We start from the raw sequence: 22,036 nt of genomic DNA on the forward strand, positions 1-22,036 counted from the left end.
AAAACTGGTTAGTTCGATTTATGGGAGGAAGAATTATAAAGGTTCCGCCTCAGAAGTCGGTAATTTAAAGGAAAAACGTTCTAGCGAGGGGGGGTCGCTAATGAATGAACAACCTTTCCACGCGTTTATGAATCAACGATTTTAATTTACGAAAACTTGACAAAGTCATCGTTTTCTTGGTTGAATAAGCTCCCGTTTTGTTCTTCAAACGCATTGACGTTCGTCCATTTGATCGGCTCAGCTTGCGTGGCCGTCCAAGGGGAGAATGCCAACAAACTGAAGGCAAGTGCCCCGCCAATCATCTTCCTATTCATGGATGATCCTCCATTCTATTGATCTCGTAAATGAATATTTATAACATAATTTCTGTTTTAATCCAATTCCCTTTTGCTAGCAATAGAATTTTTCCATGTGAAAAATGTGTCCAAGCTGCTGAGAACAATGAATAAATATAACGTTTTTGCTGCTCACTCGATAAGTGAGATTCGAGGAGGGGATAAAACCTTGGTATAATAACATTTTCTGATACTTTTACTGAACTCCTGTCATATAAAGGATGTTCGGTTGGGCGATAAAGCAGGAAAACCAACGCAAGTTGACGAATATATCAAGTCTATGACGACGACAAAACTGTTTGCACGATAGAAAAAGGAGGAGAATGGATTGTCGTTAAGCGCTTATATCATTCGCACAATGTTCGTTGTCATTCCTGGCACAGCGGCGATCGGCCTTGCCACATGCTTGGTCAACGGCATTCGCGGCGCGGCATTTTGGTGGACGCTTGTTGCTACGGTGCTGTTTGGCGCGATGCTCGGCTTCGTTTCGGCAACGCTCAATTACCGGCGGTTTGTTGCCCCGATTGCTGTTATTAATGAACATTTAGGCAAGATGACAGGCGGAGATTTGACGGTACGCGTACCGCTTGATCGCGTGCAGCAGCTGCGGCCGATTGCGGCGTCGTTAAACGATATGGCAGACGCTTGGCAAAGTGTGATGAGGCAAATCCAACATCATGCCGAAGAGGTAGCGCAATATTCTCAGCATCTTGCTGCTGTTGCTGAACAGACGACGAAAGCGACAGAGCAAATTGCGACAACGATGGAAACGCTTGCGACAGGCGCGGAGGAGCAGGCCGATGCTGTCCGCACCAACGCCGCGTCCGTGCATGATATTTCTAAAACATTGAGCGACGTCGCTTGCCTTACGAAAGATGTGGCGCACCGGGCCGAGAAAACGTCGGAGAAAGCTGAGGATGGCAAGCAATCGATTGGGCAAATGTCCGAGCAAATGCGGTTCATTTATGATCATGTGCAAACGCTCGGCCAGTTGGTGAAAGGTCTTGGGGAGCGCTCCAATGAGATTGGACAGATTACGGAAGCGATCACTGGCATTGCGTCGCAGACGAATTTGTTGGCGCTCAATGCGGCGATCGAAGCGGCGCGCGCCGGTGAGCAAGGGAAAGGGTTTGCGGTCGTCGCAGATGAAGTGCGGAAGCTCGCAGAACAATCCGCTCGTTCAGCTCAACAAATTTCCGAACTGATTGTTTATATTCAAGAAGAAACGAAACGGGCGGTTGCATCCACTGAACAGGTGATCGCTGAGGTGGCAAAAGGATTAAACGTTGCGGCGGTCTGCGGCCAATCATTTGCCCATATTCGCCAGGAAATCGGTCAAGTGAGTGAACAAATTGGACAAGTATCGTCCGCTATTGAGCAAATGACAGCGCATGCTCGTCAAGTAAATGATGCACTCCAACAAATGACCCATATTGTCGAACAGTCAGCGTCCGGTGCGGCCAACGTATCGGCAGCGACGCAGGAACAAATGGCTTCCGTCGAGGAAATCGCCTCTTCGTCGACATCGCTCGGTCAGATGGCGGACGAGATGCGGGCCATGCTGAAGAAATTTTCTGTGTGAGTGAGGAACAGGACGCTTTCTCCGAGAAAGAGGGGCTTGCAAACGACGTGTGGGAGCCAACGTTTGGAACAAAATGGTTTGCATCTTTGACAATGGACTGATAAAATAAAAAAAGTCAGGCATCATTGTTATACGCTTATCTGCTAGGGGAGTCCGAGAGCCGGGCTGAGAAAAGAACGCGATGAAGTTCTTTGACCCTTTGAACCTGATCTGGGTCATGCCAGCGTAGGGAAGCAGGCAGCGGGAATAGATGGACGTAGACGTATATCTTGTCCATTTGGCCTTTTGCCTTCGATCAGGTTCCGATGTCGGAACCTGTTTTTATTTTCGATTGGCCGCCATCACTGATTCTCGTGTTTGCCCCTCTTCAGACGGTGTGGCTTCAGATCTGATCTTCATTTTATGTTGAAAGGGGAGCCACGCATGGAAAACATCCGCTCGTTTATGTCGTTTCCGGAAAGCCGCAAAGTGTACATCGAAGGGTCGCGCCCGGATGTGCGCGTGCCGATGAGAGAGATTGCCTTGTCGCCAACGAAAACGCCACAAGGAATGGTGGAAAACAAACCGGTGCGTGTGTACGATACGACGGGCCCGTATACGGATCCCGATTTTGAACCGGACGTAGAAAAAGGCTTGCCTCCTCTTCGCCGCCGCTGGATTGTCGAGCGCGGGGATGTGGAGGAAATGGAGCGGCCTTCTGTTGCCATCCAACGTCCGCTTCCGTTTGTGCGCCGTCCATTAAGGGCGAAGACTGGAAAAACCGTGACACAAATGCATTACGCCAAACGGGGGATCATTACGCCAGAAATGGAGTTTGTCGCGATTCGTGAACAAATCGATCCAGAAATTGTCCGCCAAGAAGTCGCCGCTGGTCGGGCCATTATTCCAGCCAATATTAACCATCCAGAGAGCGAACCAATGATCATTGGCCGTCGTTTCCATGTAAAAATTAATGCCAATATCGGCAACTCGGCTGTTTCTTCATCGATTGAAGATGAAGTGGAAAAATTGCTTTGGGCGGTGCGTTGGGGCGCCGATACGGTGATGGACTTATCGACAGGCAAACACATTCATGAAACGCGCGAGTACATCATCCGCAATTCGCCGGTCCCAGTGGGAACGGTGCCGATTTATCAGGCGCTCGAAAAGGTAGGAGGGGTGCCGGAGAAGCTGACATGGGACGTGTACCGCGAGACGCTCATCGAGCAAGCCGAGCAAGGAGTTGACTACATGACGATCCACGCCGGCGTGCGTCTTCATTACATTCCGCTCACCGCCAACCGGACGACCGGCATCGTCTCGCGCGGCGGCTCGATCATCGCCCAATGGTGTCTCGCCCACCATGAAGAAAACTTTTTGTATACGCATTTTGAAGACATTTGCGAAATTTTGAAACAATACGATGTCGCGATCTCCCTTGGCGACGGCTTGCGCCCCGGTTCTATCGCCGATGCGAACGATGAGGCCCAATTTGCCGAACTGGAGACGCTCGGCGAGCTGACGAAAATCGCCTGGAAGCATGATGTGCAAGTGATGATCGAAGGGCCAGGACACATTCCGATGCATAAAATTCGCGAAAATGTCGAGCGGGAACAGGAAATTTGCCATGGGGCGCCGTTTTATACGTTAGGGCCGCTGGTCACCGACATCGCACCCGGGTATGACCATATTACATCAGCCATTGGCGCCGCCATCATTGGCGCTTATGGAACGGCGATGCTTTGTTACGTAACGCCTAAAGAACATTTAGGGCTGCCGAATAAAGAGGACGTACGCGCCGGGGTCGTGGCCTATAAAATCGCGGCCCACGCGGCTGATCTGGCGAAAGGGCATCCAGCTGCCCAGCAGCGCGACGATGCGCTCTCGAAGGCGCGCTTTGAATTTCGCTGGAACGATCAGTTCAACTTATCGCTTGATCCGGAACGGGCCCGCGAGTACCATGATGAAACATTGCCGGCTGAGGCGGCGAAGACAGCCCATTTTTGTTCGATGTGCGGACCGAAGTTTTGCTCGATGAACATTTCTCATGAATTGCAACGGAAAATCAAAGAGGAAGGGATGAAAGAAAAAGCGAAACAATTTGTTCAGCAAGGGTCGTCGCTGTATCAATGACAAGAAGGGGCTGCGCTGCTCGAAATAGGTAAATAAGGATATGGAAGTTCGATCAACAGAAAAAGCATGAGCTGGAAAACGCTCGGGTGCTGATCGAAGCAGTGGAAGGGGGCGAACGTTCGTCGCCCCCTTGTTTGTCCTGCAAATCGGTGCGTCTCCTCATTAACGTAAATTAGGAGAGGTTGTTCCAAAAGGATCAGGATTTCCTTATGTTATTACCGTATGTAGGCATAAAACAATCATGAAGAAATGACAGGTGGTGTTTTGTTTCAGGAAAAACAACCTTTTGGGTCAGTCTTAGGTTCATAATACATATAAAATATATAATTTTCAAAAAAATATATTTACAAATCATTTCAAATCGATTATGATAATGGCATAAGGTACAAATTTCTAGTCATAGAATGATCATGAGGGGAAAACTGCGCAGTCTATTGCGGCGCCTTCGCCGGCGTTTTGCTTCCATAGACAGCGGCCAGTTGCGTCATCGAACCGTGGATGATGCCGGCCGCTTCTTTTTATGGCGAAAGGGGCGGTTTTCAGAAGGTTGATCGCGTCTTTCTAGCACTAGAAGGTTGGCAAAAAACGATGGGTTCCGTCAACTCGATGTTTCTCGTAAGAGAGAAAAGCAGATTTTGAAAGATTGCTCAATTTGATACATTCCGTGGTCGGGCTGCATCTCCTGCAAAATCACTGACCTTCTAGTGAAAAAACATAATCATTTCCCCAGCATCAACCGATTTCCGAGAAAAAGGATTTTGATGATGTCTTTATTTTGGGAAATCTGTTTGTATTGTAGGCAGCCTCTTGAAAGTGAAACGGGCATGAGGGCGATGGGCGCGCGCATAAACTGAAACGAAGGCCCATGAGGAGGGATGGGATTGAACACATTTTCCGATATTGTGCAGACGATGCCGCCATATTTGTTCTCCCGATTTCAGAAGAAAAAAGAAGAACTGCTAAAGCTCGGGGTCGATGTCATTGATTTAGGGATCGGCGCCCCCGATTTGCCGCCTCCTTCCTTTGTCATCGAAACATTGAAAGAAGCGCTTGATGTACCGGAGCACTATACGTATTCGCCATATGGCGGCTGCAGGGAGTACCGGGAAGCGGTCGCGCGTTTTTATGAACGGGAATATGGCGTCAAGCTCGATCCGGAGACCGAGGTGTTGGCGTTAATCGGCTCAAAAGAAGGAATCGTCCATTTGCTGCAAGCCGTTCTCAATCCCGGCGAGCTCGCCTTAGTGCCTGATCCGGGCTATCCCGTTTACCGGACGGCTGTCCATTTTGCCCGTGGACAGAGTCTATCGCTTCCGCTCGATGCGCAACATGGTTATATTCCCCGGTTTGATGCGCTTCCTTCGTCTGTTTATGACCAAGCGAAAATCATGTTTCTCAATTATCCGAGCAATCCGACGGCCGCCACTGCTGATTTGGATGTATTTGCCGAAGCCGTTTCACTTGCCCGTCAGCACCAGATGTTCATTGCTCATGATGCGGCCTACTCGTTCGTGACGTTTGCCGGTTTTCAGGCACCGAGCATTTTGCAGGTGGACGGGGCAAAGGAAGTGGCGGTGGAATTTGGATCGTTGTCCAAAAGCTATAACATGGCCGGTTGCCGCATCGGATATGTGGTCGGAAATCGTGACATGATTCGAGCGCTTTCGGTGATCAAAAGCAACACAGACACATGTCAGTTTATTCCGATTCAGAAAGCAGCGGTGGCTGCTTTAACGAACGGACGGACGTTTATTCGAGAAAATAGCCGCATTTATGAACAACGCATGAATATGATGGTCGAGAAACTCCGAGAATTGGGCATCGACGTGCAGCGTCCGAAAGCGACCTTTTTCTTATGGGTTCCCGTTTGCGACGGATACTCGTCCGAGCAGTTTGCCGCCAAACTGCTGGAAGAAGCGGGGGTCATTGTAACACCAGGAACAGCGTTTGGATCCGCCGGGGAAGGATATGTCCGCGTATCGCTGTCAGCGCCGATGGAGCGTCTGCAGCAAGCCGTTGAACGATGGAAGCACGTGGATTGGGGGGAATCGGCGCCATGAAGCGAACGATACATCACATCACGGTGGCTCAAGCCATCGTTGAATGTCTAAAACAGGAACAGATCCGTCATGTGTTTGGTGTGCCGGGGGAAAGTTATTTGCCGTTGCTTGATGCCATCTACGATGAGCCGTCCATCGAATTCATCTCCACCCGCCATGAGGGGGGAGCCTCGTTTATGGCGGAAGGATATGCGAAAGCGTCACGGAAGTGCGGCGTCGTGCTGGCCACACGAGCGGTTGGTGGGGCGAACTTGGCGATCGGCGTCCATACCGCGAGGCAAGATTCCACTCCGATGGTCGTGTTTTTGGGGCAAGTGAACAGCCGCTTCCTAGGGCGTGAAGGATTTCAGGAAGTCGATATGGAAGCGTTTTTTCGACCGATCGCAAAATGGGCGGTTGAAATTCACGAAGCCGAGCGGGTGCCCGAGCTGGTGCAACGGGCGTTTCGCATGGCGAAAACAGGACGGCCCGGCCCCGTCGTCGTTTCACTGCCAGAAGATCTATTTTCCAAAACGATAACGGAAGCGGTGCTGGCCGAGACCCATGCACCGAAACCGGCTCCAAGGCAAGAAGATATACGGAACATCCAAGAGCGCCTTGAGCGCGCCCAACGGCCGCTCGTGATTGCCGGCGGCGGTGTCAAATGGTCGGGGGCGGAGCCGTTGCTGCGCTTGTGGGCGGAAAAGTATTCACTTCCGGTGATGGCGGCGTTCCGGAGGCATGATGTGTTTCCCCACAACCATCCGTGCTATGTCGGCCACCTAGGCCTAGGGGCGCCGAAAGAGGTCATGGAAACGGCCGAGCAGGCCGATGTGGTGATTGCGTTGGGGACGCGGCTGTCGGAAGTGACGACGCAAGATTACCGTTTGCTATCTCCAACGCAGACGCTGATTCATATCGATATCGACAGCGATGGGTTCGGAAAAGTGTATGCACCGGATATTGCGGTTTGGGCTGACTGTCGGGAAGCGCTGTCCCGTTTGCTCGATCTCGCGGTGCGACCGTCTTGGCAAGAATGGGTGGCTGAACGGAGGAAACGGTACGAACAAACGGCCGCGTTGCCGCTTGAAAAACGAAATCTTCATGAAGCGGTCATGGCGAGTTTAGGGCGTCATTTGCCGAAAAATGCGGTCATTACGAACGATGCCGGGAATTTCGCCGGTTGGCTTCATGCCTTTTTCCCGTTTGGGGATGGACACACGTACATCGGTCCGACGTCTGGAGCGATGGGATATGGCATGCCGGCTGCCATTGGCGCCAAACTGGCCTTTCCTGACCGGACTGTCGTTTCTTTATCGGGGGACGGCGGTTTTATGATGACGGTGCAGGAGTTGGAAACAGCCGCACGATACGATATTCCGATCATCAGCATTGTGTTTAACAATCATATGTACGGCACCATCCGCATGCATCAAGAACTGCAGTTTCCGGGGCGGGTCATCGGCACCGATTTAGGCCGCGTGTCGTTTGCCCGGTTGGCAGAATGCTTGAACAGCCGCGGATTCCAAGTGCAGACGGAACAACAGTTCACGGAAGCGCTTCTGTTGGCGTTTGAAGCCAAGAAGCCGACGGTGATTGAAGTGTTGACCGATCCGGACCACATTTCGGTGGCGGCAACGATCCAAGACTTGCGGGCCAAGAGGAAGTCCTGACGATCATCACCCGGCGTTCAATGTATAAATTATCTTAATAAATCATCTAGAAAAAATGGGGGGAGTATACAGTGAAAATCCAAAATTATATCAATGGAGAATGGAAGGAGCCAAGCACCGGGCAATTTGCGCCGGTGATCAATCCGGCGACAGGGGAAACGATTGCCGAGGTGGCGATGTCTGGTCCAAACGATATCGATGAAGCGGTTCAGGCAGCCAAAGAAGCGCAAAAACGGTGGGCGCTCGTGCCGGCGCCAAAACGCGCGGAAGTTTTATATAGAGTCGGGATGTTGCTAAAGGAGCGGAAAGAACAGTTGGCTCGGCTGTTGACGATGGAAATGGGCAAAGTGATTGAGGAAGCGCGCGGCGAAGTGCAGGAAGGCATTGATATGGCGTTTTACATGGCTGGGGAAGGCCGCCGACTGTTTGGTGATACGACGCCGTCTGAACTGAAGGACAAATTTGCCATGAGCGTCCGCGTGCCGGTTGGAGTGGTCGGCATCATCACGCCATGGAATTTCCCTATTGCCATCGCCACTTGGAAATCATTCCCGGCGATTGTTGCCGGCAATGCGGTCGTGTGGAAGCCGGCTCCCGAGACGCCGATCATGGCGCAGGAGTTGGCTCGCATTTTTGAAGAAGCGGGCTTGCCGCCGGGAGTGTTTCATGTTGTCCATGGCGACGGGCCGACAGCTGGCAATGCGCTCGTCGAACATCCGGATGTCAAGGTCATCTCGTTTACCGGATCGAATGAAGTCGGGCGGATGATTGCGGAAAAATGTGGACGGCTGTTGAAAAAAGTTTCGCTTGAAATGGGAGGAAAAAACGCTGTCATTGTGATGGATGATGCTGATTTGACATTGGCGGTGGACGGCATCATCTGGAGTGCATTCGGTACATCAGGCCAGCGGTGCACGGCGTGCAGCCGGGTCATTGTCCATGAGCGGGTGAAACAGGAGCTTGAACGGCGTCTGCTTGAAGCCGTGAAAACATTGAGAATTGGCAACGGGCTCGATGAAACGGTCAAAGTCGGACCCGTCATCCACGAAGAGGCGCTGCAAAAAATTGACCACTACGTGCGTATTGGCGTAGAAGAAGGGGCGAAGCTGCTTGTGGGCGGTTATATATTGCGTGAAGGCGACTATGCGCGCGGCTTTTACTACGCACCGACGATTTTCACCGATGTCACGCCGAATATGCGCATCGCCCGCGAAGAAATTTTTGGCCCGGTCGTGTCGATCATTTCCGTCCGCAGTTTGGACGAAGCGATCGCCGTCAACAACAGCGTCGATTATGGGCTGTCAAGCGCGATTTTCACACGCGATGTTAATAACGTGTTTCGAGCGATGCGCGATTTGGACACCGGCATTGTGTATGTCAACGCCGGCACAACGGGAGCGGAAATTCATTTGCCGTTTGGCGGCACGAAAGGGACGGGCAACGGCCATCGCGACTCCGGCGTCGCTGCGCTTGACGTATTCACCGAATGGCGGAGCATTTATGTCGATTTCAGCGGCAGGCTGCAGCGGGCGCAAATCGATACTGGAGATTGAACCGGGATGTCGCTTGCAAGATGGTCGGGGAAAGAGAAGAAAAAATCAACACCAAACACGTGTGGCGAACTGAAGCAACGGCCGCAACAAGGATGCGAAACAAGCGGCTGCCATGTGAGCGTATGGCAAAGAATCGGTGACGGAGGGGGAAAGAACGATGAAAGTGCTTGTGCTTGGAGCGGGGTTGATGGGCAAAGAAGCAGCGCGAGATTTAGTGCAAAGCCCAGACGTTGAGGCGGTGACGTTGGCTGATGTTGATTTAGCTAAGGCAGAGCAGACGGTGCGGCAGCTTCATTCCGAGAAGCTTGCCGCCGTGCGGGTGGACGCTGGTGATCAACAGCAGCTGTCGGCTTGCATGAAAGGGCACGATGTGGTGGTCAATGCCTTGTTTTACCAATTTAACGAAACGGTGGCGAAAACGGCCATTGCAGCTGGCGTCCATTCTGTCGATTTAGGCGGCCATATCGGCCATATCACCGACCGGGTGCTTGAGCTGCATGAACAAGCCCAAGCTGCTGGTGTGACCATCATCCCCGACCTTGGCGTCGCACCGGGAATGATCAACATTTTATCCGGTTATGGGGCGAGTCAACTCGATGAGGTGGAATCCATCTTGTTGTATGTTGGCGGCATTCCCGTCCGTCCTGAACCGCCGCTGGAGTACAACCATGTGTTTTCACTCGAGGGGCTGCTTGACCATTACACGGATCCAGCCTTGATTATCCGCAACGGCCAAAAGCAGGAAGTGCCGTCCCTTTCGGAAGTCGAGCCGATTTATTTCGACCGGTTCGGGCCGCTTGAAGCGTTTCACACCTCAGGCGGGACGTCGACGCTCTCGCGTTCGTTTCCGAACTTGAAGCGGCTCGAGTACAAAACGATCCGCTACCGCGGCCATGCAGAAAAATGCAAGCTGCTTGTCGATTTGAACTTGACGCGCAACGATGTAGAAGTCGAGGTCAATGGATGCAAAGTCAAGCCGCGCGATGTGCTGCTTTCCGTCCTAAAGCCGCTTCTTGATTTGAAAGGAAAAGATGATGTGGTGTTGCTCCGAGTCATCGTCGGCGGTCGGAAAGACGGAAAGGAAACAGTGCTTGAATACGAAACCGTCACGTTCAATGACCGCGAAAACAAGGTGACGGCGATGGCGCGCACGACGGCTTACACCATTTCCGCTGTCGCTCAGCTCATCGGACGCGGGGTGATTACAAAGCGCGGCGTCTATCCGCCAGAGCAAATCGTTCCGGGGGATGTGTATATGGACGAGATGAAAAAACGCGGCGTCCTCATCAGCGAGAAGCGGACGGTTCATAGCTGAAAAGGCGGCGCCATAAGTAGGAGGATGGAAGAAGTTTCGTGAAAAAGGGCAATGTCTCGCCATTGCGTGCGGAGCAGACAACGCCACCGCAGCATGCTCAAAATGATCGTGGCTGGAAAGCGAGTTGTGAACAACGCCCGTTCCAGACGGAGACGGGCGTTTTCCGAGTTTTATATAGACGCGAAACGGCCGTTGTCGCCTGCTTTTCACGGTTATGCCGTTTTGGTTGCCGAAGTCTCCCGCTTGCGCCAGGCAAGGAACAGGAAGGCGATGAGCGCCAGCGCCATGGCCACCATAAACGGCGCTTTCGCGGAAATGGCATGGCCGATGACGCCGGACAGCACGGGGGCGATGGCCGCTCCGAGCCAGCGGACGAAGTTGTACATGCCGGAAGTGACGCCGCGTTCATACGGCGATGTTTCCATCACGTAGCTTGTGAACAAGGCGTTGTTTACGCCGGATACAAGACCTGACAAAATGATCAAGACGATCATCAACCAAGTTGGCTGAGCGACGGCCAACAGCAGCAGCAACACCGCAAACAGCAATAAGCTGTACGGCAATAGATGTTTCGGTTCATGGCTTTCCTCCAGCCGATGAGCCAGCACCGCCGAACCGTAGGCGAGGCAAAGCCCCCAGCCGAAGAAGACGAGGCCGATTTGAATGGCGGATAAGCGAATGATGAGCGGCGAATAGGCTAGGACAACGAAAAAGCCGTAATAGTAAAGCATGCCGCCCACCGCCCCTTTCAAAAACGGCGGAAAGGCGAGCAGACGCCGCATTTCTTGCCACCCGGCCGCCTTTTTTGGTTTTCCTTTATTCGGATCGTACACAAACAAGGCGACAAGCAAAAAGGCGATAAAAATGAGCACGCTCGTGCCGAGAAACGGGTAGTGCCATGAATGTTGGCCAAGCAGCCCCCCGATGAGCGGGCCGCCGGCCATCCCGAGGCCGATCGCCGCCTCATACAAGCCGACAGCCGTGCTCGCCTGCGGTGTTAAGGCGATTAACAAGGTCATGGCGGTCGCAAAAAACGTGGCATTGCCAAGCCCCCACCCGGCGCGGAAGAGGGATAATTGCGGGATATTCGCCGCAAAGCCGCACAATAATGAGAAAATCGTGACAAGGCCAAGTCCGATCACCATCATTTGTTTATCGCCGACGCGGCTGACGACGAGGCCAACCGGAATCATCATGACGGCCATCGTAAAAATGTAGGCGGTAAACAGCATTTCCACTTGCCAATGGGTTGCGCCGCGATGATAAACGCTCCTACGGAGGAGCGAAATCTGAGCTGTCTTGGCCAACTTCTCTCACTTCTTCCTAGGATCGCTTGCTTTGCCTATTGCTCGAGGTGGAGATTTCTGTCGAAAATGAGGCTAACGCGTCATGCTTGTTTTTTAGCTTCAAGCACTTCTTTGATTGCTGCTTCAATTTCTTGATAGCTTGTGCAGCGGCAAATGTTCGATTCGAGCCATTCTTGAATCATCGCGTCATCGGCATCCGGATGCCGCTCGATGAGCGCCTGAGCGTTCATGATGAAGCCCGGTGTGCAATAGCCGCACTGAAAAGCGAAATGGCGGACGAAAGCGTGTTGTATGGGGGCATCATCCAGCCCTTCGATCGTCGTGATCGGTTTGCCGACCGTTTCCATCGCGAGCATCATGCATGACTTGATCGGCATGCCATCGACTAAGACGGTGCAGGCTCCGCAGTCACCGTTTAGACAACCCGGTTTGGCGCCGGTCAGCCCAAGATGATCGCGCAAAACAAACAGCAGCGTCTCGGCTTGGCGGATGACGACGGTTCGTTGCTCCCCGTTAATGTGCAACACAAGCTCCCGCTTTGTTGTTTCTTCCATGTGTATATGTGGACCTCCCGTCTAGATGGTTTCCCCTAACTCGCGAAGCGCATCTTCCAAAAGTTGGGCGGCGACAAACAGGCGGTAGTCCGCCGATCCTTCAATATCATGCAAAATCGGGCGCGGGAAGGCGGCGATCGCCGCTTGGATCCGTTCGCCAATCGGGCGGCTCCGGTCGTTGAGGTGCGCCTCAACTTCAGCCAGGCGAAACGGAAACGGGCAGACACCGCTGAAAGCGACGCGAACGGCCTCGTCTTTTTTCAGCGCTGCAATCGTCACAAGCGGGTAGCCGACTTCTCCTTGTTTGCGGCGCTTGCGATGGAAATGGGGCAGGGTGGCGGTGGCACGGTCAACCTTGAACTGGACGACAAATTCACCGCGGCCCAGCTGCAGCTGTTGATGAAACAAGTCAAGGAAGCGGCATTGCCTGATGCCGTATGGTCCGGCAACGATGACATCTGCCTCGGCGACGAATAGGGGCAGTGCGGTTTCACGGTAAAAAATTTGTCCACAAATGTTGCCGCCGAGTGTAATTTGGTTGCGCGCCGTTCGGTCGGCGACTTCTCGGGCCGCTTTTGTCAATAACGGGAACGGATTCGCCTCCTCGAGCTCGGTGAGCGACAGCGCCGCTCCAAGCACGAGAGGATCGGCGCTCGCCTCAAGCGCCCGGCACTCAGGGATCGCTTTTATGTCAATGACGGCAGCGGTGCGGACAAGGTTCAACCGAGACAACGTGAGGATCTCCGTGCCGCCGCTGTAGTAAAGCGGTCGTTTTCTGTCACGTTCAAGCGCCAAGAATAGCGCTGTCGCTTCGGCAATCGACTGCGGCCGGTAGTAGGCAAAATCAAACGGAACCATAGGAGTCCCCTTTCTGTTTCCGCCAAATCAGTTCTGGCACGAGCGGCAGTTCATTGAGCGGAACGCCGGCAGCGAGCGACAAGGCGTTTGCCAAGGCGGCGGGCATGCCGATCAGGCCATGTTCGCCGATGCCGCGAGCGCCATATGGGGCGTCAATTTGCGGCGTTTCGACAAACTCAACGATGTATTCTGGATGTTCGCCGAAGCGAATCGGCCGGTATGTGCGCAACTGCGGGTTTAACAAGCGCTGTTCGTGGTCAAAAAGAAACCCTTCTCGGCTGGCAAAACTCAGCCCCATGCTCATTGCCCCCATGGCCTGGCCAAGCGCTGCCTTTGGGTTGAGCACTTTGCCGGCGTCAATGACCGCATACGCTTTGACGATGCGATACGTGTAGTCGCGGCGGTTGAATTCAATTTCCACTCCCTCGGCGCATACGCCCCATTCCGGCCCCGGTTTGCCGGCGCCGGTCTCCGGGTCAAGCGGGGTCAAGTGGCGCAAAATGTAGTGGCCGCGCCCGATCACTTGTCCACCGATGGCATTGCCGTTTGGGAATTTGTAGCCGTAGGCGATGTCTTTCACTGGAATGAATATCGCCGGGTCATCGCGCAAAAAGACGCGCTCGAACCCGACTTCCAAATCATCCGGCGCGGCCCGCAGCACGCAGGCGGCGATCTCTTTCAACTGGCGGATGGCGTCATCGGCGGCGGCGAGAGCCGCACGTCCGGCCATAAACGTCCCGCGGCTGGCGACCGTTTTCCAATGTTCGGGCGTCGTTTGCGTATCGATATCCATTTTGACATGGACACGATCGACATCCATCTTCAGCCGTTCAGCGACGATTTGTGCGAGCACCGTTTTCGTGCCCGTTCCGATTTCGACGACGCCGGAGATGACGTTGACGCTGCCGTCGGAGTTAAATGTTAAGATGACGCCGGAGCTGGCGTCTGTGTCGATCGTGGACGTTTTCCAGCCGCCGCTGATTCCTTTTGCTCTTACCGTATAAGCGTCCACTTCGACGCGCTGCCATTCGTCCCAGCGCATCAGCTCGCGCAACCGGTCGAGGCAGGCTGATATGTTGCCGACGTTGCTTTTCGTGAGCCGCACTTGCGTCGGGGTTGTTTGTCCTGGGCGGATGGCATTTTTGCGCCGCACTTCCCATGGATCGAGCTGCAGCTTCCGTGCTAGCTCATCGATGGCTCGCTCAACGGCAAACGCTTGCTCGCAATGCCCAAAGCTGCGAAACGGCGTCGCGTACGGGCGGTTCGTGTAGACGCAAAGCGAATCGCACCAGACGTGTTCGACATGGTACGGGCCGGTGCAATCGACGGCCGCGGCGCGGCTGACATCGATCGCTTTGTCGGAATAAGCGCCGCCGTCAAACAGAAATATGATTTCCATCGCTTTCAAGACGCCGTCTTTCGTGGCGCCAATTTTGACAGTCGCCTCTAATCCGATATGGACGGGAGAGGTGGCCATGTCATGCTCGCGGCTGTTCCAGACGCTCACTTTTCGGCCGCCGACCGCTTTCGAAGCAAGGTAGGCGAGCAGTTCCAGCTGCACGGGGGCTTTTCCGCCATAAGCGCCGCCGACAAGCGGCGTATGGACGATGACTTTGCCGGTTTCTTCGCCAAAATACGCATGGAGCAGTTTCTTGATCATAAACGGTGACTGGGAAGAGGCGGAAATATGGATTGCACCGTCCGGCCAAATTTCTGCCGTGGCGCAGCGTGTTTCCATCGCGATATGGTCGGAAGGGGCGAACGATACGCTCGTTTCGACGATGACGTCGCTTTCAGCAAACCCTTGTTCAATGTTGCCTTTTCGGATTTTCGTCCGGTGGGCGATGTTGGTTCCAGGTTCAGGATGAGTCGTTTTGTTTTTTTCGTAGCGGTCGAGATGTTCATGCAATAGCGGAGCGCCTTCTTTCAACGCCTCGCGCGGCGAGCCGACGGCCGGAAGCGGTTCGTAAGCGACGCGGACGAGGCGGGCTGCTTGTTCGGCCTGCGCAAGCGTGTCGGCAACGACGACGGCGACGACCTCGCCAAAGTAGCGCACTTTGTCGACGGCGATTGGTGGACGATCGCGCATATCTTCACCGGTGAGCGGAAGCCCTTCACCGGTCACAACAGCATGGACGCCGGGGGCGGCGAGCGCGCGGCGTGCATCCAGCGAGAGGATGCGTGCGTGGGCGTATGGGCTTGTCACCAGAGCAGCATGAAGCATCCTCTGTTCTTTGAAATCGTTCGTATATTTCGCCCGGCCGGTCACTTTATCCCACGCTTCTTTGCGAATGATGCTTTTACCGACGGCCACGGTGGCGTCCCTCCTTTTCTTTTTGATGAGTGACAGCGTGCTCGTAATCGTCTTTCGTGTCGATATCGATGCCTGCTATTTCGTCGCCTTCATACAAGAGGCCGCGCCAGCAGGGATGACCAAACAGCGCGCGCCCGCCGGCATCGCCCTTTAGAGTGAGCAGGGAAGGGAACATTCGTTTTCCAAAAATAACCGGCGGCATTGGCGTGCCGAAGCGGGTGAAGGCGACGTAATCAGGACGGTGTCGGCGATAAAGGTCGGCAAGCACCTCGATCGTCTCAGACGTGACAAACGGCTGATCGGCGAGCAACACAGCAGCGGCGTCCGCCCCTTCTGCGATCGCCACTTGCAGGCCGCAGGCAAGCGAATGCGCCTGCCCGCGGCAATGGTCAGCGCAGCGGGCGAAGCGGCAGTTTTCATGATCCCGAAGCTCGGCCGGAAGCCACGCGAGCGCATCGTCCGGAGGAACGACGACGATGACAGGCGCAAGGCGGGAACGAAGCGCCGCTTTAAGGCCGGCGGCGCCGAGCGTCTCATCTCCCCACGGCAGGGCGCGCTTATCGGTTCCCATCCGCCGGCTCTGCCCAGCCGCTAAATAAATGGCAGCGATCGCAACTCCGCTCATAGGGCGGCCTCCGTTCCCCGCCCGCGCAACACGCTGATCAGCTCGGCCGTAATGCTAATGGCGATTTCCTGCGGGCTGCGCGCGCCGATTGGCAGTCCAACCGGTGAACGGACAAACGGCGGAGCCGAGCCGGAGGGAAAGAGGCGGTCCGTGCGCCGCTGCGGACCGAGCACACCGAGATAAGCGAGTGGCATGTCGGCTAACAAGGAAACGAGTTCGCGGTCGCGTTCAAACTGATGGGTCATGATGATGACAAAGTCGCGTTCATTCAGGTGAAGCCGCGGAACGGTTTCATGCGGAAAGCCAATGACTAAGGCGTCGGCGTCCGGCACATGAGACGGGTGACAAAACGCCGGCCGCCAATCGCTTACGGTAACGGAAAATCCCGCCGCTTTGGCTGCCGAGACGAGCGGCGGGACGTCCGGCCCGGCGCCGAAAATAACGAGGCGCGGCTTCGGCCAAAAATGTTGGATGTAAAACGCGCCGTCATCCGTTTCCTGCACCCCATTTCGGCCGCGGAAAAACGGGGTGCCATGCAGCGCCTTGAGCCATTCCGGCCTCGGCGGCGAAGCATAGCCGCCGAAGCGCTCCCCTGTTTCGCTTTGGAAAAACGGCGGTTCGTTTCGGTTGGAGAGGCTCCGGGCCATTAGAACATGCTCGCCGCGGTCAAGGCAGCGTTTGAGCGCCAGCCAGACCGATTTTGTGTCCTCTGTCACCGGCTCAAGCCAAACACGGATGAGTCCGTTGCAGCCAGCGCCCTGCCCCCAAGACAAATCGTCCTCGGTCCGCAAATCAAACGAAACAGCGGCTGCCTGGCGGCTCACCAATACGTCAAGGGCGTGGGCCGCCACCGCTTCTTCAAGGCATCCGCCGCTCAGCAGCCCGACCGTTTCCCCATTTGCGTCAATCCACATGCACGTCCCTTCTTTTTGATAGGCCGAGCCTTCAACGTCAATGATGATGGCTACCACGCCATCGCCTGGCGCGCCGGCGATCGCTTCGAGCACAGCATAGTAGCTCTCCATGCTCATCCTCCTTCCGCATGGCGCCAAAGGCGGCTAAGCTGTTGCAAGCGCGGCGGGACGATAAATAAGATTTCGTAATGGTCGTAAGCGGCGGCAGCGGGTGCGGCATTGGGTCGTCCCCCTTTTTAAAAAGAGCTCTGCTATCATTATATTTCTGTAACAAATGCCCATGACTGAAAAACGAAAGAAGCCAGCCGTTAGCGGCTAGCTTCTTTGTCTTTGATCCGTTTTTCCTTTCCTGAGCCGCCCGGCCCGCTTCGCTGCCTCCCTCAGCAAAAACTCGATCTGGGCGTTGACGCTGCGGAATTCGTCGTGCGCCCATTGCTCTAGTATGGTGTACAGGTCATAATCAATGCGCAAAGGGAACTGTTTTTTCTTTGTCATCGCACTCCACAACCATCAGTATAGACTGCCGGTGTTGATCACCGGCTGAGTGGCGCGCTCGGAGACGATCGCGACCATCAAGTTGTTCACCATCGCGGCCTTTCGTTCATCATCTAACTCTAAAATGTTTTCTTTGTCAAGTTGTTCAACCGCCATTTGCGCCATGGAGACGGCACCTTCGACGATTTTTTTCCGGGCGGCCAAAATGGCGGCAGCTTGTTGGCGTTGGAGCATGGCGCCCGCAATTTCCGGCGAGTAGGCCAAATGGGTGAGGCGCGCTTCCATCACTTCGACTCCGGCGACGCGCAATCGTTCCTGCAGTTCAGCGGCGAGAACATCGGAAATAATATCGGCGTTGCCGCGCAACGTAATTTCGTTGTCGTCTTCAAACGTGTCGTATGGATATTTGGTCGCGACATGGCGGATCGCAGCTTCACTTTGAATCTCGACGAATTGTTCGTAATCATCAACATCAAATACAGCCTTGGCTGAATCAATGACGCGGAAAACGACAACGGCGGCAATTTCAATCGGATTGCCTTGGATATCGTTCACTTTCAGTTTGTTGCTGGTAAAGTTGCGTACGCGCAGCGATACTTTCGTCCGGACCGTGAGCGGCACGGTGAAAAACAGCCCGCTGTCGCGGATCGTACCGAAATAGCGGCCGAAAAAGGTGAGCACTTTTGCTTGATTAGGCTGGACGATCGTGATGCCGGTCGCGAGCAACACAGTCATGACGAAAAACAAAAGGGCGGGCAAAAACAATTGCTGGACGAGGAGGAGAAACCCAGCGATGAGAAGCATAGCGATGCCGCCGATACCGATGAATCCATCGAGATACCAAGCTTTCTGTTCCCTCATTGATTGTCCCCCTAATTCATATCAATTTGATATTTTTATGATATCATATATTCAATAAAATGTAAATCGAGTCTTATTGTGGTTTTCAGCCATTCGCTGTTTTCCTTCATGTGTGATCTGTCGGGAAACATCCATCAAGCGCCGGGGTTTGGAAAACAACCTCACTTGCCATACCTTCTGGCCATAGGCCTTTATTCCGATAACAAGTTAGTGTGTTAAAATATGGAAAAAAACGATTGACTCCGTTTTTCTCGCCGTCATACAATAGAAAAAAAGAGCAAATGGGAGTATCGAGCATGGGAAAAGAAAAATCGGCGCGCATCGGCCGGCTGGCATTGCTGCTGGCGATGCTTGACGAAGGAGAGGAAGCCCCGGTTCTCAACCAGCTCCAGGCGCTCGCCTGGCGCTATTGTCAAGGGCGGGTCGGGGCGATGGAGCCGCAAAAAATCGTCGCGGCGATTGAGACGGCGGCGAAACGGCATGGAGTGGTTGACGGCGGCTTGTACCGTGAGATGCACGCCTTATACCATGCGATTTTAGAGGCAGTGCATGGCGTAACGAGAGGGCAGGTAGAGCTGGGAGATTTGTTGAGAACCGCTGGCCTTCGTTTCGCCGTCGTGCGCGGTATGCCGTATGAACAACCGAGCGAAGGGGAATGGATCGCCGTCGCCTTGTACGGGACGATCGGCGCTCCGGTGCGCGGGCTCGAGCACGAGGCGGCCGGGCTCGGAATCAATCATATATAGGAACGATCAATGCCTAGAGCGATGAGTCATGAGGAGGCGAACGCTGCCATATGGCAGGGCGCCTCCTTTTTTGTTTGCCCAGGCGTTCGATTGGGAAAACAAACGAAGGGAGATGGAATGATGATCGTATTGACCGGACACACTTTGACGATCGATGAGGTAAGACGTGTTGTCTATGAGCGGGAGATGGTGGCGGCCGCTGAGGAAAGCATGAGGGCTGTCGAGAAAGGCCGCGCGGCAGTGGAACAAGCGATTTCCAGTGGACGGACGATCTATGGCGTGAATACGGGCTTTGGCAAACTCGCTGATGTGCGCATTGAAGGAAGCAGCCTTGAGCAGCTGCAAATCAATCTTCTCCGCTCACACGCCTGTGCTGTCGGCGAGCCGTTTGCCGAGGAAGTGGTGCGGGCGCTGCTTCTGTTGCGGGCGAATGCTTTGTTAAAAGGGTATTCCGGCGTGCGGCCGGCGGTCATTGAGCAGCTGCTTACGTTTTTGAACGCCGGCATTCACCCGATCGTGCCCCAGCAAGGTTCCCTCGGCGCGAGCGGCGATTTGGCGCCGCTGGCTCACTTGGCGCTGGCGCTTGTCGGCGAAGGGGAAGTGATGTATCAAGGCCGGCGGATGCCTGCCGCCCAAGCGCTTTCGCAAGCCGGAATCCCACCGCTCTCCCTGAAAGAGAAGGAAGGGTTGGCTCTCATTAACGGGACGCAGGCGATGACGGCCGTCGGAATTTTGGCTTGCTTAGCGGCGGAACAGCTCGCTTACGACAGCGAGCGGATCGCCGCATTGACGGTCGAGGCGCTTTATGGCGTGACCGATGCTTTTGACGCCCGCATCCACGAAGCCCGCGGATTTCCGGAACAGGCGGAGGTGGCGGAACGAATGCGCCGTTACCTCGCTGGAAGCCAGCTTACCACAAGGCAAGGGGAGCGGCGCGTGCAAGATGCGTACTCGATCCGCTGCATCCCGCAAGTGCACGGGGCATCGCTCAGAGCGCTCCGCTATGTGAAAGAAACGCTCGAAATCGAAATGAACGCCGCCACCGACAATCCGCTCATCTTTGCGAACGGGGATGTTCTTTCCGGCGGCAACTTTCACGGCCAGCCGGTGGCGATCGCCATGGATCTGTTGAAAATCGCGGTGGCGGAGCTGGCCAACATGAGCGAGCGCCGCATCGAGCGGCTCGTGAATCCGCATTTGAACGAAGGCTTGCCGCCGTTTTTAAGCCCGCAGCCCGGTTTGCAGTCGGGAGCGATGATTATGCAATACGTCGCGGCTTCGCTCGTATCGGAAAACAAGACGCTCGCTCATCCAGCCAGCGTCGATTCGATTCCGTCGTCGGCTAACCAAGAAGATCATGTCAGCATGGGGACGACCGCCGCCCGCCATGCGTACATGATCGTGCAAAACGCAAGAAAGGTGTTGGCGATTGAGCTCATTTGTGCGTTGCAGGCTGTCGAAGCGCGCGGCATCGAGCGACTGGCTGCGTCAACGAGGCAGTTTTACCACGAGGCGCGCCGCATCGTTCCTTCCATTGTGGTAGACCGCGTGTTTTCCGATGACATCGAAGCGGTGGCGGCGTGGCTGAGAGAAAGGGCAAACCATCAACTTCTCCCCGATGAAACGAAAGCTTAGAAAAGGAAGAGGCATGGCGGGCGCAGGTGGGGGGGCGTTCAAGGAGCGGTATTTCAAAAAATGGAAGGTAGATAGACCTTGAACCGCCGCCTTGTTCCGCTAGAGATCGGGAAGCCGCCCTCGGTGAATGTGGCTTGCTTCCTTACATTTTTTTGCAAAATTTGACCGTCTTTCCTCCCAATTTCTTTCTCGTTAGGCCGAGGGCATTGGTGAGCGGTTCGAAAAGGGGGATGTCATGAAAAAGCTGTGAAAGACAGCCCTTTCCCAAGCTGAGAAACCTTGTAACATCAACGCCTCTTTTGTCAACTGAACGGATTCGGCGAGATCAGTCATTTTTCACCAGTCTCCCAAAGTTGTTCCCCTTGCAGATTTGCGGTAAGATGAGGAAGAGAGAAAAAGGGGAAAGGGTGGCTTCTGTTGACGATTTCAGCCGCGGCGTTGTTGGCCTTATGGAAGATTATTGCGATTGATATCATTTTGTCGGGGGATAATGCGGTCGTCATTGCGATGGCGACGCGGCGGCTGCCGAAAGACCAGCAAAACAAGGCGATTTTTTGGGGGACGGCCGGGGCGGTGTTGCTACGCGTTTTGTTTGCGATTGTCATCGTCTTTTTGCTCCAAATCCCGTTTATTCACTTTGCGGGCGGTTTGTTGCTTGTATGGATCGCCTATAAAGTGCTCGTTGAGCGGGAAGAAGAGGCGGGTGTACAATCGGCGGATCGATTGTTGAAGGCGATTATGACGATTATCATCGCCGATGCGGTCATGAGCTTGGACAACGTTGTCGCTGTCGCTGGGGCGGCCGAAGGGCATCTTGGCATGCTGGCGCTCGGGGTAGCCATCAGCATCCCGATCATGATTTTCGGCTCCAAAGCGATCGTCCGGGTGATGGAACAACATCGATGGATCGCGTACGTTGGGTCGGGCATTTTGGCGTGGACGGCCGGGAAGATGATCGTTGGGGACGAAGGGGTGCTCCGCTTGCTTCATCTTTCGCACGGTCCGTTCGTCTATGCCGTCGCGGCCGGTGTGACGATTTTTGTTTTGGCTGCCGGCTACATCGCGAATAAAAAAGCAGCGCGTGAAGAGGGGACGTTGATTTGAGCGGCTGGAGGTGG

Annotated in this window: 18 protein-coding genes and 1 riboswitch; of the genes, 9 read left to right on the forward strand and 9 right to left on the reverse strand. The window is 54.5% G+C overall.

Annotated features, from left to right (window positions below; genetic code table 11):
• Positions 1-146: 146 nt before the first annotated feature.
• Complete coding sequence (locus ETC05_RS08375; RefSeq protein WP_156961373.1) at positions 147-314, reverse strand: hypothetical protein; 168 nt, start codon at positions 312-314, stop codon at positions 147-149.
• Positions 315-663: 349 nt separating this feature from the next.
• Between ETC05_RS08375 and ETC05_RS08380 the strand changes: the two genes are divergently transcribed.
• From ETC05_RS08380 to ETC05_RS08405, 6 genes are all read left to right on the forward strand, one after another.
• Complete coding sequence (locus ETC05_RS08380) at positions 664-1,917, forward strand: methyl-accepting chemotaxis protein (protein WP_031405812.1); 1,254 nt, start codon at positions 664-666, stop codon at positions 1,915-1,917.
• 135 nt (positions 1,918-2,052) lie between these two features.
• Positions 2,053-2,166, forward strand: a riboswitch (TPP riboswitch).
• A gap of 174 nt (positions 2,167-2,340) precedes the next feature.
• On the forward strand, positions 2,341-4,029 hold the full coding sequence (gene thiC / locus ETC05_RS08385) for a phosphomethylpyrimidine synthase ThiC (protein WP_031405810.1): 1,689 nt from the start codon (positions 2,341-2,343) through the stop codon (positions 4,027-4,029).
• Between the two features lie 881 nt (positions 4,030-4,910).
• Positions 4,911-6,089, forward strand: a complete 1,179-nt coding sequence (locus ETC05_RS08390) for an aminotransferase class I/II-fold pyridoxal phosphate-dependent enzyme (RefSeq protein WP_156961372.1) — start codon at positions 4,911-4,913, stop codon at positions 6,087-6,089.
• On the forward strand, positions 6,086-7,741 hold the full coding sequence (locus tag ETC05_RS08395) for a thiamine pyrophosphate-binding protein (RefSeq protein WP_171660821.1): 1,656 nt from the start codon (positions 6,086-6,088) through the stop codon (positions 7,739-7,741). Before ETC05_RS08390 ends, ETC05_RS08395 begins: the two co-directional genes overlap by 4 nt.
• Before the next feature lie 71 nt (positions 7,742-7,812).
• The gene (locus ETC05_RS08400) at positions 7,813-9,294 is read left to right on the forward strand and encodes an aldehyde dehydrogenase family protein (RefSeq protein ID WP_171660822.1); all 1,482 of its coding nucleotides are present in this window, start codon (positions 7,813-7,815) and stop codon (positions 9,292-9,294) included.
• Between the two features lie 157 nt (positions 9,295-9,451).
• A complete protein-coding gene (locus tag ETC05_RS08405; RefSeq protein WP_031405801.1) occupies positions 9,452-10,609 on the forward strand; it encodes a saccharopine dehydrogenase family protein in 1,158 nt (385 codons plus the stop codon).
• A 212-nt stretch (positions 10,610-10,821) separates the two neighbouring features.
• Here ETC05_RS08405 and ETC05_RS08410 read toward each other — a convergent pair whose 3' ends face one another.
• The 8 genes from ETC05_RS08410 to ETC05_RS08445 all read right to left on the reverse strand — a co-directional run bounded on the left by ETC05_RS08410 (position 10,822) and on the right by ETC05_RS08445 (position 18,537).
• Positions 10,822-11,916, reverse strand: coding sequence for an MFS transporter (locus ETC05_RS08410; RefSeq protein ID WP_237746867.1), 1,095 nt, complete (start codon positions 11,914-11,916; stop codon positions 10,822-10,824).
• An 80-nt stretch (positions 11,917-11,996) separates the two neighbouring features.
• Positions 11,997-12,470, reverse strand: a complete 474-nt coding sequence (locus ETC05_RS08415; protein WP_031405798.1) for a (2Fe-2S)-binding protein — start codon at positions 12,468-12,470, stop codon at positions 11,997-11,999.
• A gap of 21 nt (positions 12,471-12,491) precedes the next feature.
• Positions 12,492-13,328, reverse strand: coding sequence for an FAD binding domain-containing protein (locus tag ETC05_RS08420; RefSeq protein ID WP_031405796.1), 837 nt, complete (start codon positions 13,326-13,328; stop codon positions 12,492-12,494).
• A complete protein-coding gene (locus ETC05_RS08425; protein WP_031405794.1) occupies positions 13,315-15,642 on the reverse strand; it encodes a xanthine dehydrogenase family protein molybdopterin-binding subunit in 2,328 nt (775 codons plus the stop codon). The genes ETC05_RS08420 and ETC05_RS08425 overlap by 14 nt, the downstream gene beginning before the upstream one ends.
• Positions 15,629-16,267: a xanthine dehydrogenase accessory protein PucB gene (pucB, locus tag ETC05_RS08430; RefSeq protein ID WP_171660823.1), complete on the reverse strand. Its 639-nt coding sequence runs from the start codon at positions 16,265-16,267 to the stop codon at positions 15,629-15,631. Before pucB ends, ETC05_RS08425 begins: the two co-directional genes overlap by 14 nt.
• Positions 16,264-17,292, reverse strand: a complete 1,029-nt coding sequence (locus ETC05_RS08435; protein WP_171660824.1) for an XdhC family protein — start codon at positions 17,290-17,292, stop codon at positions 16,264-16,266. Before ETC05_RS08435 ends, pucB begins: the two co-directional genes overlap by 4 nt.
• Before the next feature lie 204 nt (positions 17,293-17,496).
• Positions 17,497-17,676, reverse strand: a complete 180-nt coding sequence (locus ETC05_RS08440; protein WP_171660825.1) for a type II toxin-antitoxin system antitoxin — start codon at positions 17,674-17,676, stop codon at positions 17,497-17,499.
• A 15-nt stretch (positions 17,677-17,691) separates the two neighbouring features.
• Positions 17,692-18,537, reverse strand: coding sequence for an SPFH domain-containing protein (locus ETC05_RS08445; RefSeq protein ID WP_171660826.1), 846 nt, complete (start codon positions 18,535-18,537; stop codon positions 17,692-17,694).
• Positions 18,538-18,833: 296 nt separating this feature from the next.
• Here ETC05_RS08445 and hutP point away from each other — a divergent pair, with 296 nt between their 5' ends.
• The 3 genes from hutP (at position 18,834) to ETC05_RS08460 (ending at position 22,022) form a co-directional block, all read left to right on the forward strand.
• The gene (hutP, locus tag ETC05_RS08450) at positions 18,834-19,283 is read left to right on the forward strand and encodes a histidine utilization transcription antiterminator HutP (RefSeq protein WP_031405785.1); all 450 of its coding nucleotides are present in this window, start codon (positions 18,834-18,836) and stop codon (positions 19,281-19,283) included.
• A 120-nt stretch (positions 19,284-19,403) separates the two neighbouring features.
• Complete coding sequence (gene hutH / locus ETC05_RS08455) at positions 19,404-20,918, forward strand: histidine ammonia-lyase (protein WP_031405783.1); 1,515 nt, start codon at positions 19,404-19,406, stop codon at positions 20,916-20,918.
• A 417-nt stretch (positions 20,919-21,335) separates the two neighbouring features.
• Positions 21,336-22,022 carry a TerC family protein gene (locus tag ETC05_RS08460; RefSeq protein ID WP_031405781.1) on the forward strand — a complete coding sequence of 229 codons (687 nt, stop codon included), beginning with the start codon at positions 21,336-21,338 and terminating at the stop codon, positions 22,020-22,022.
• Positions 22,023-22,036 lie beyond the last annotated feature (14 nt).

Origin of the sequence: Geobacillus sp. BMUD, from assembly GCF_013096845.1 — a bacterium.
Classification (GTDB): domain Bacteria; phylum Bacillota; class Bacilli; order Bacillales; family Anoxybacillaceae; genus Geobacillus; species Geobacillus vulcani.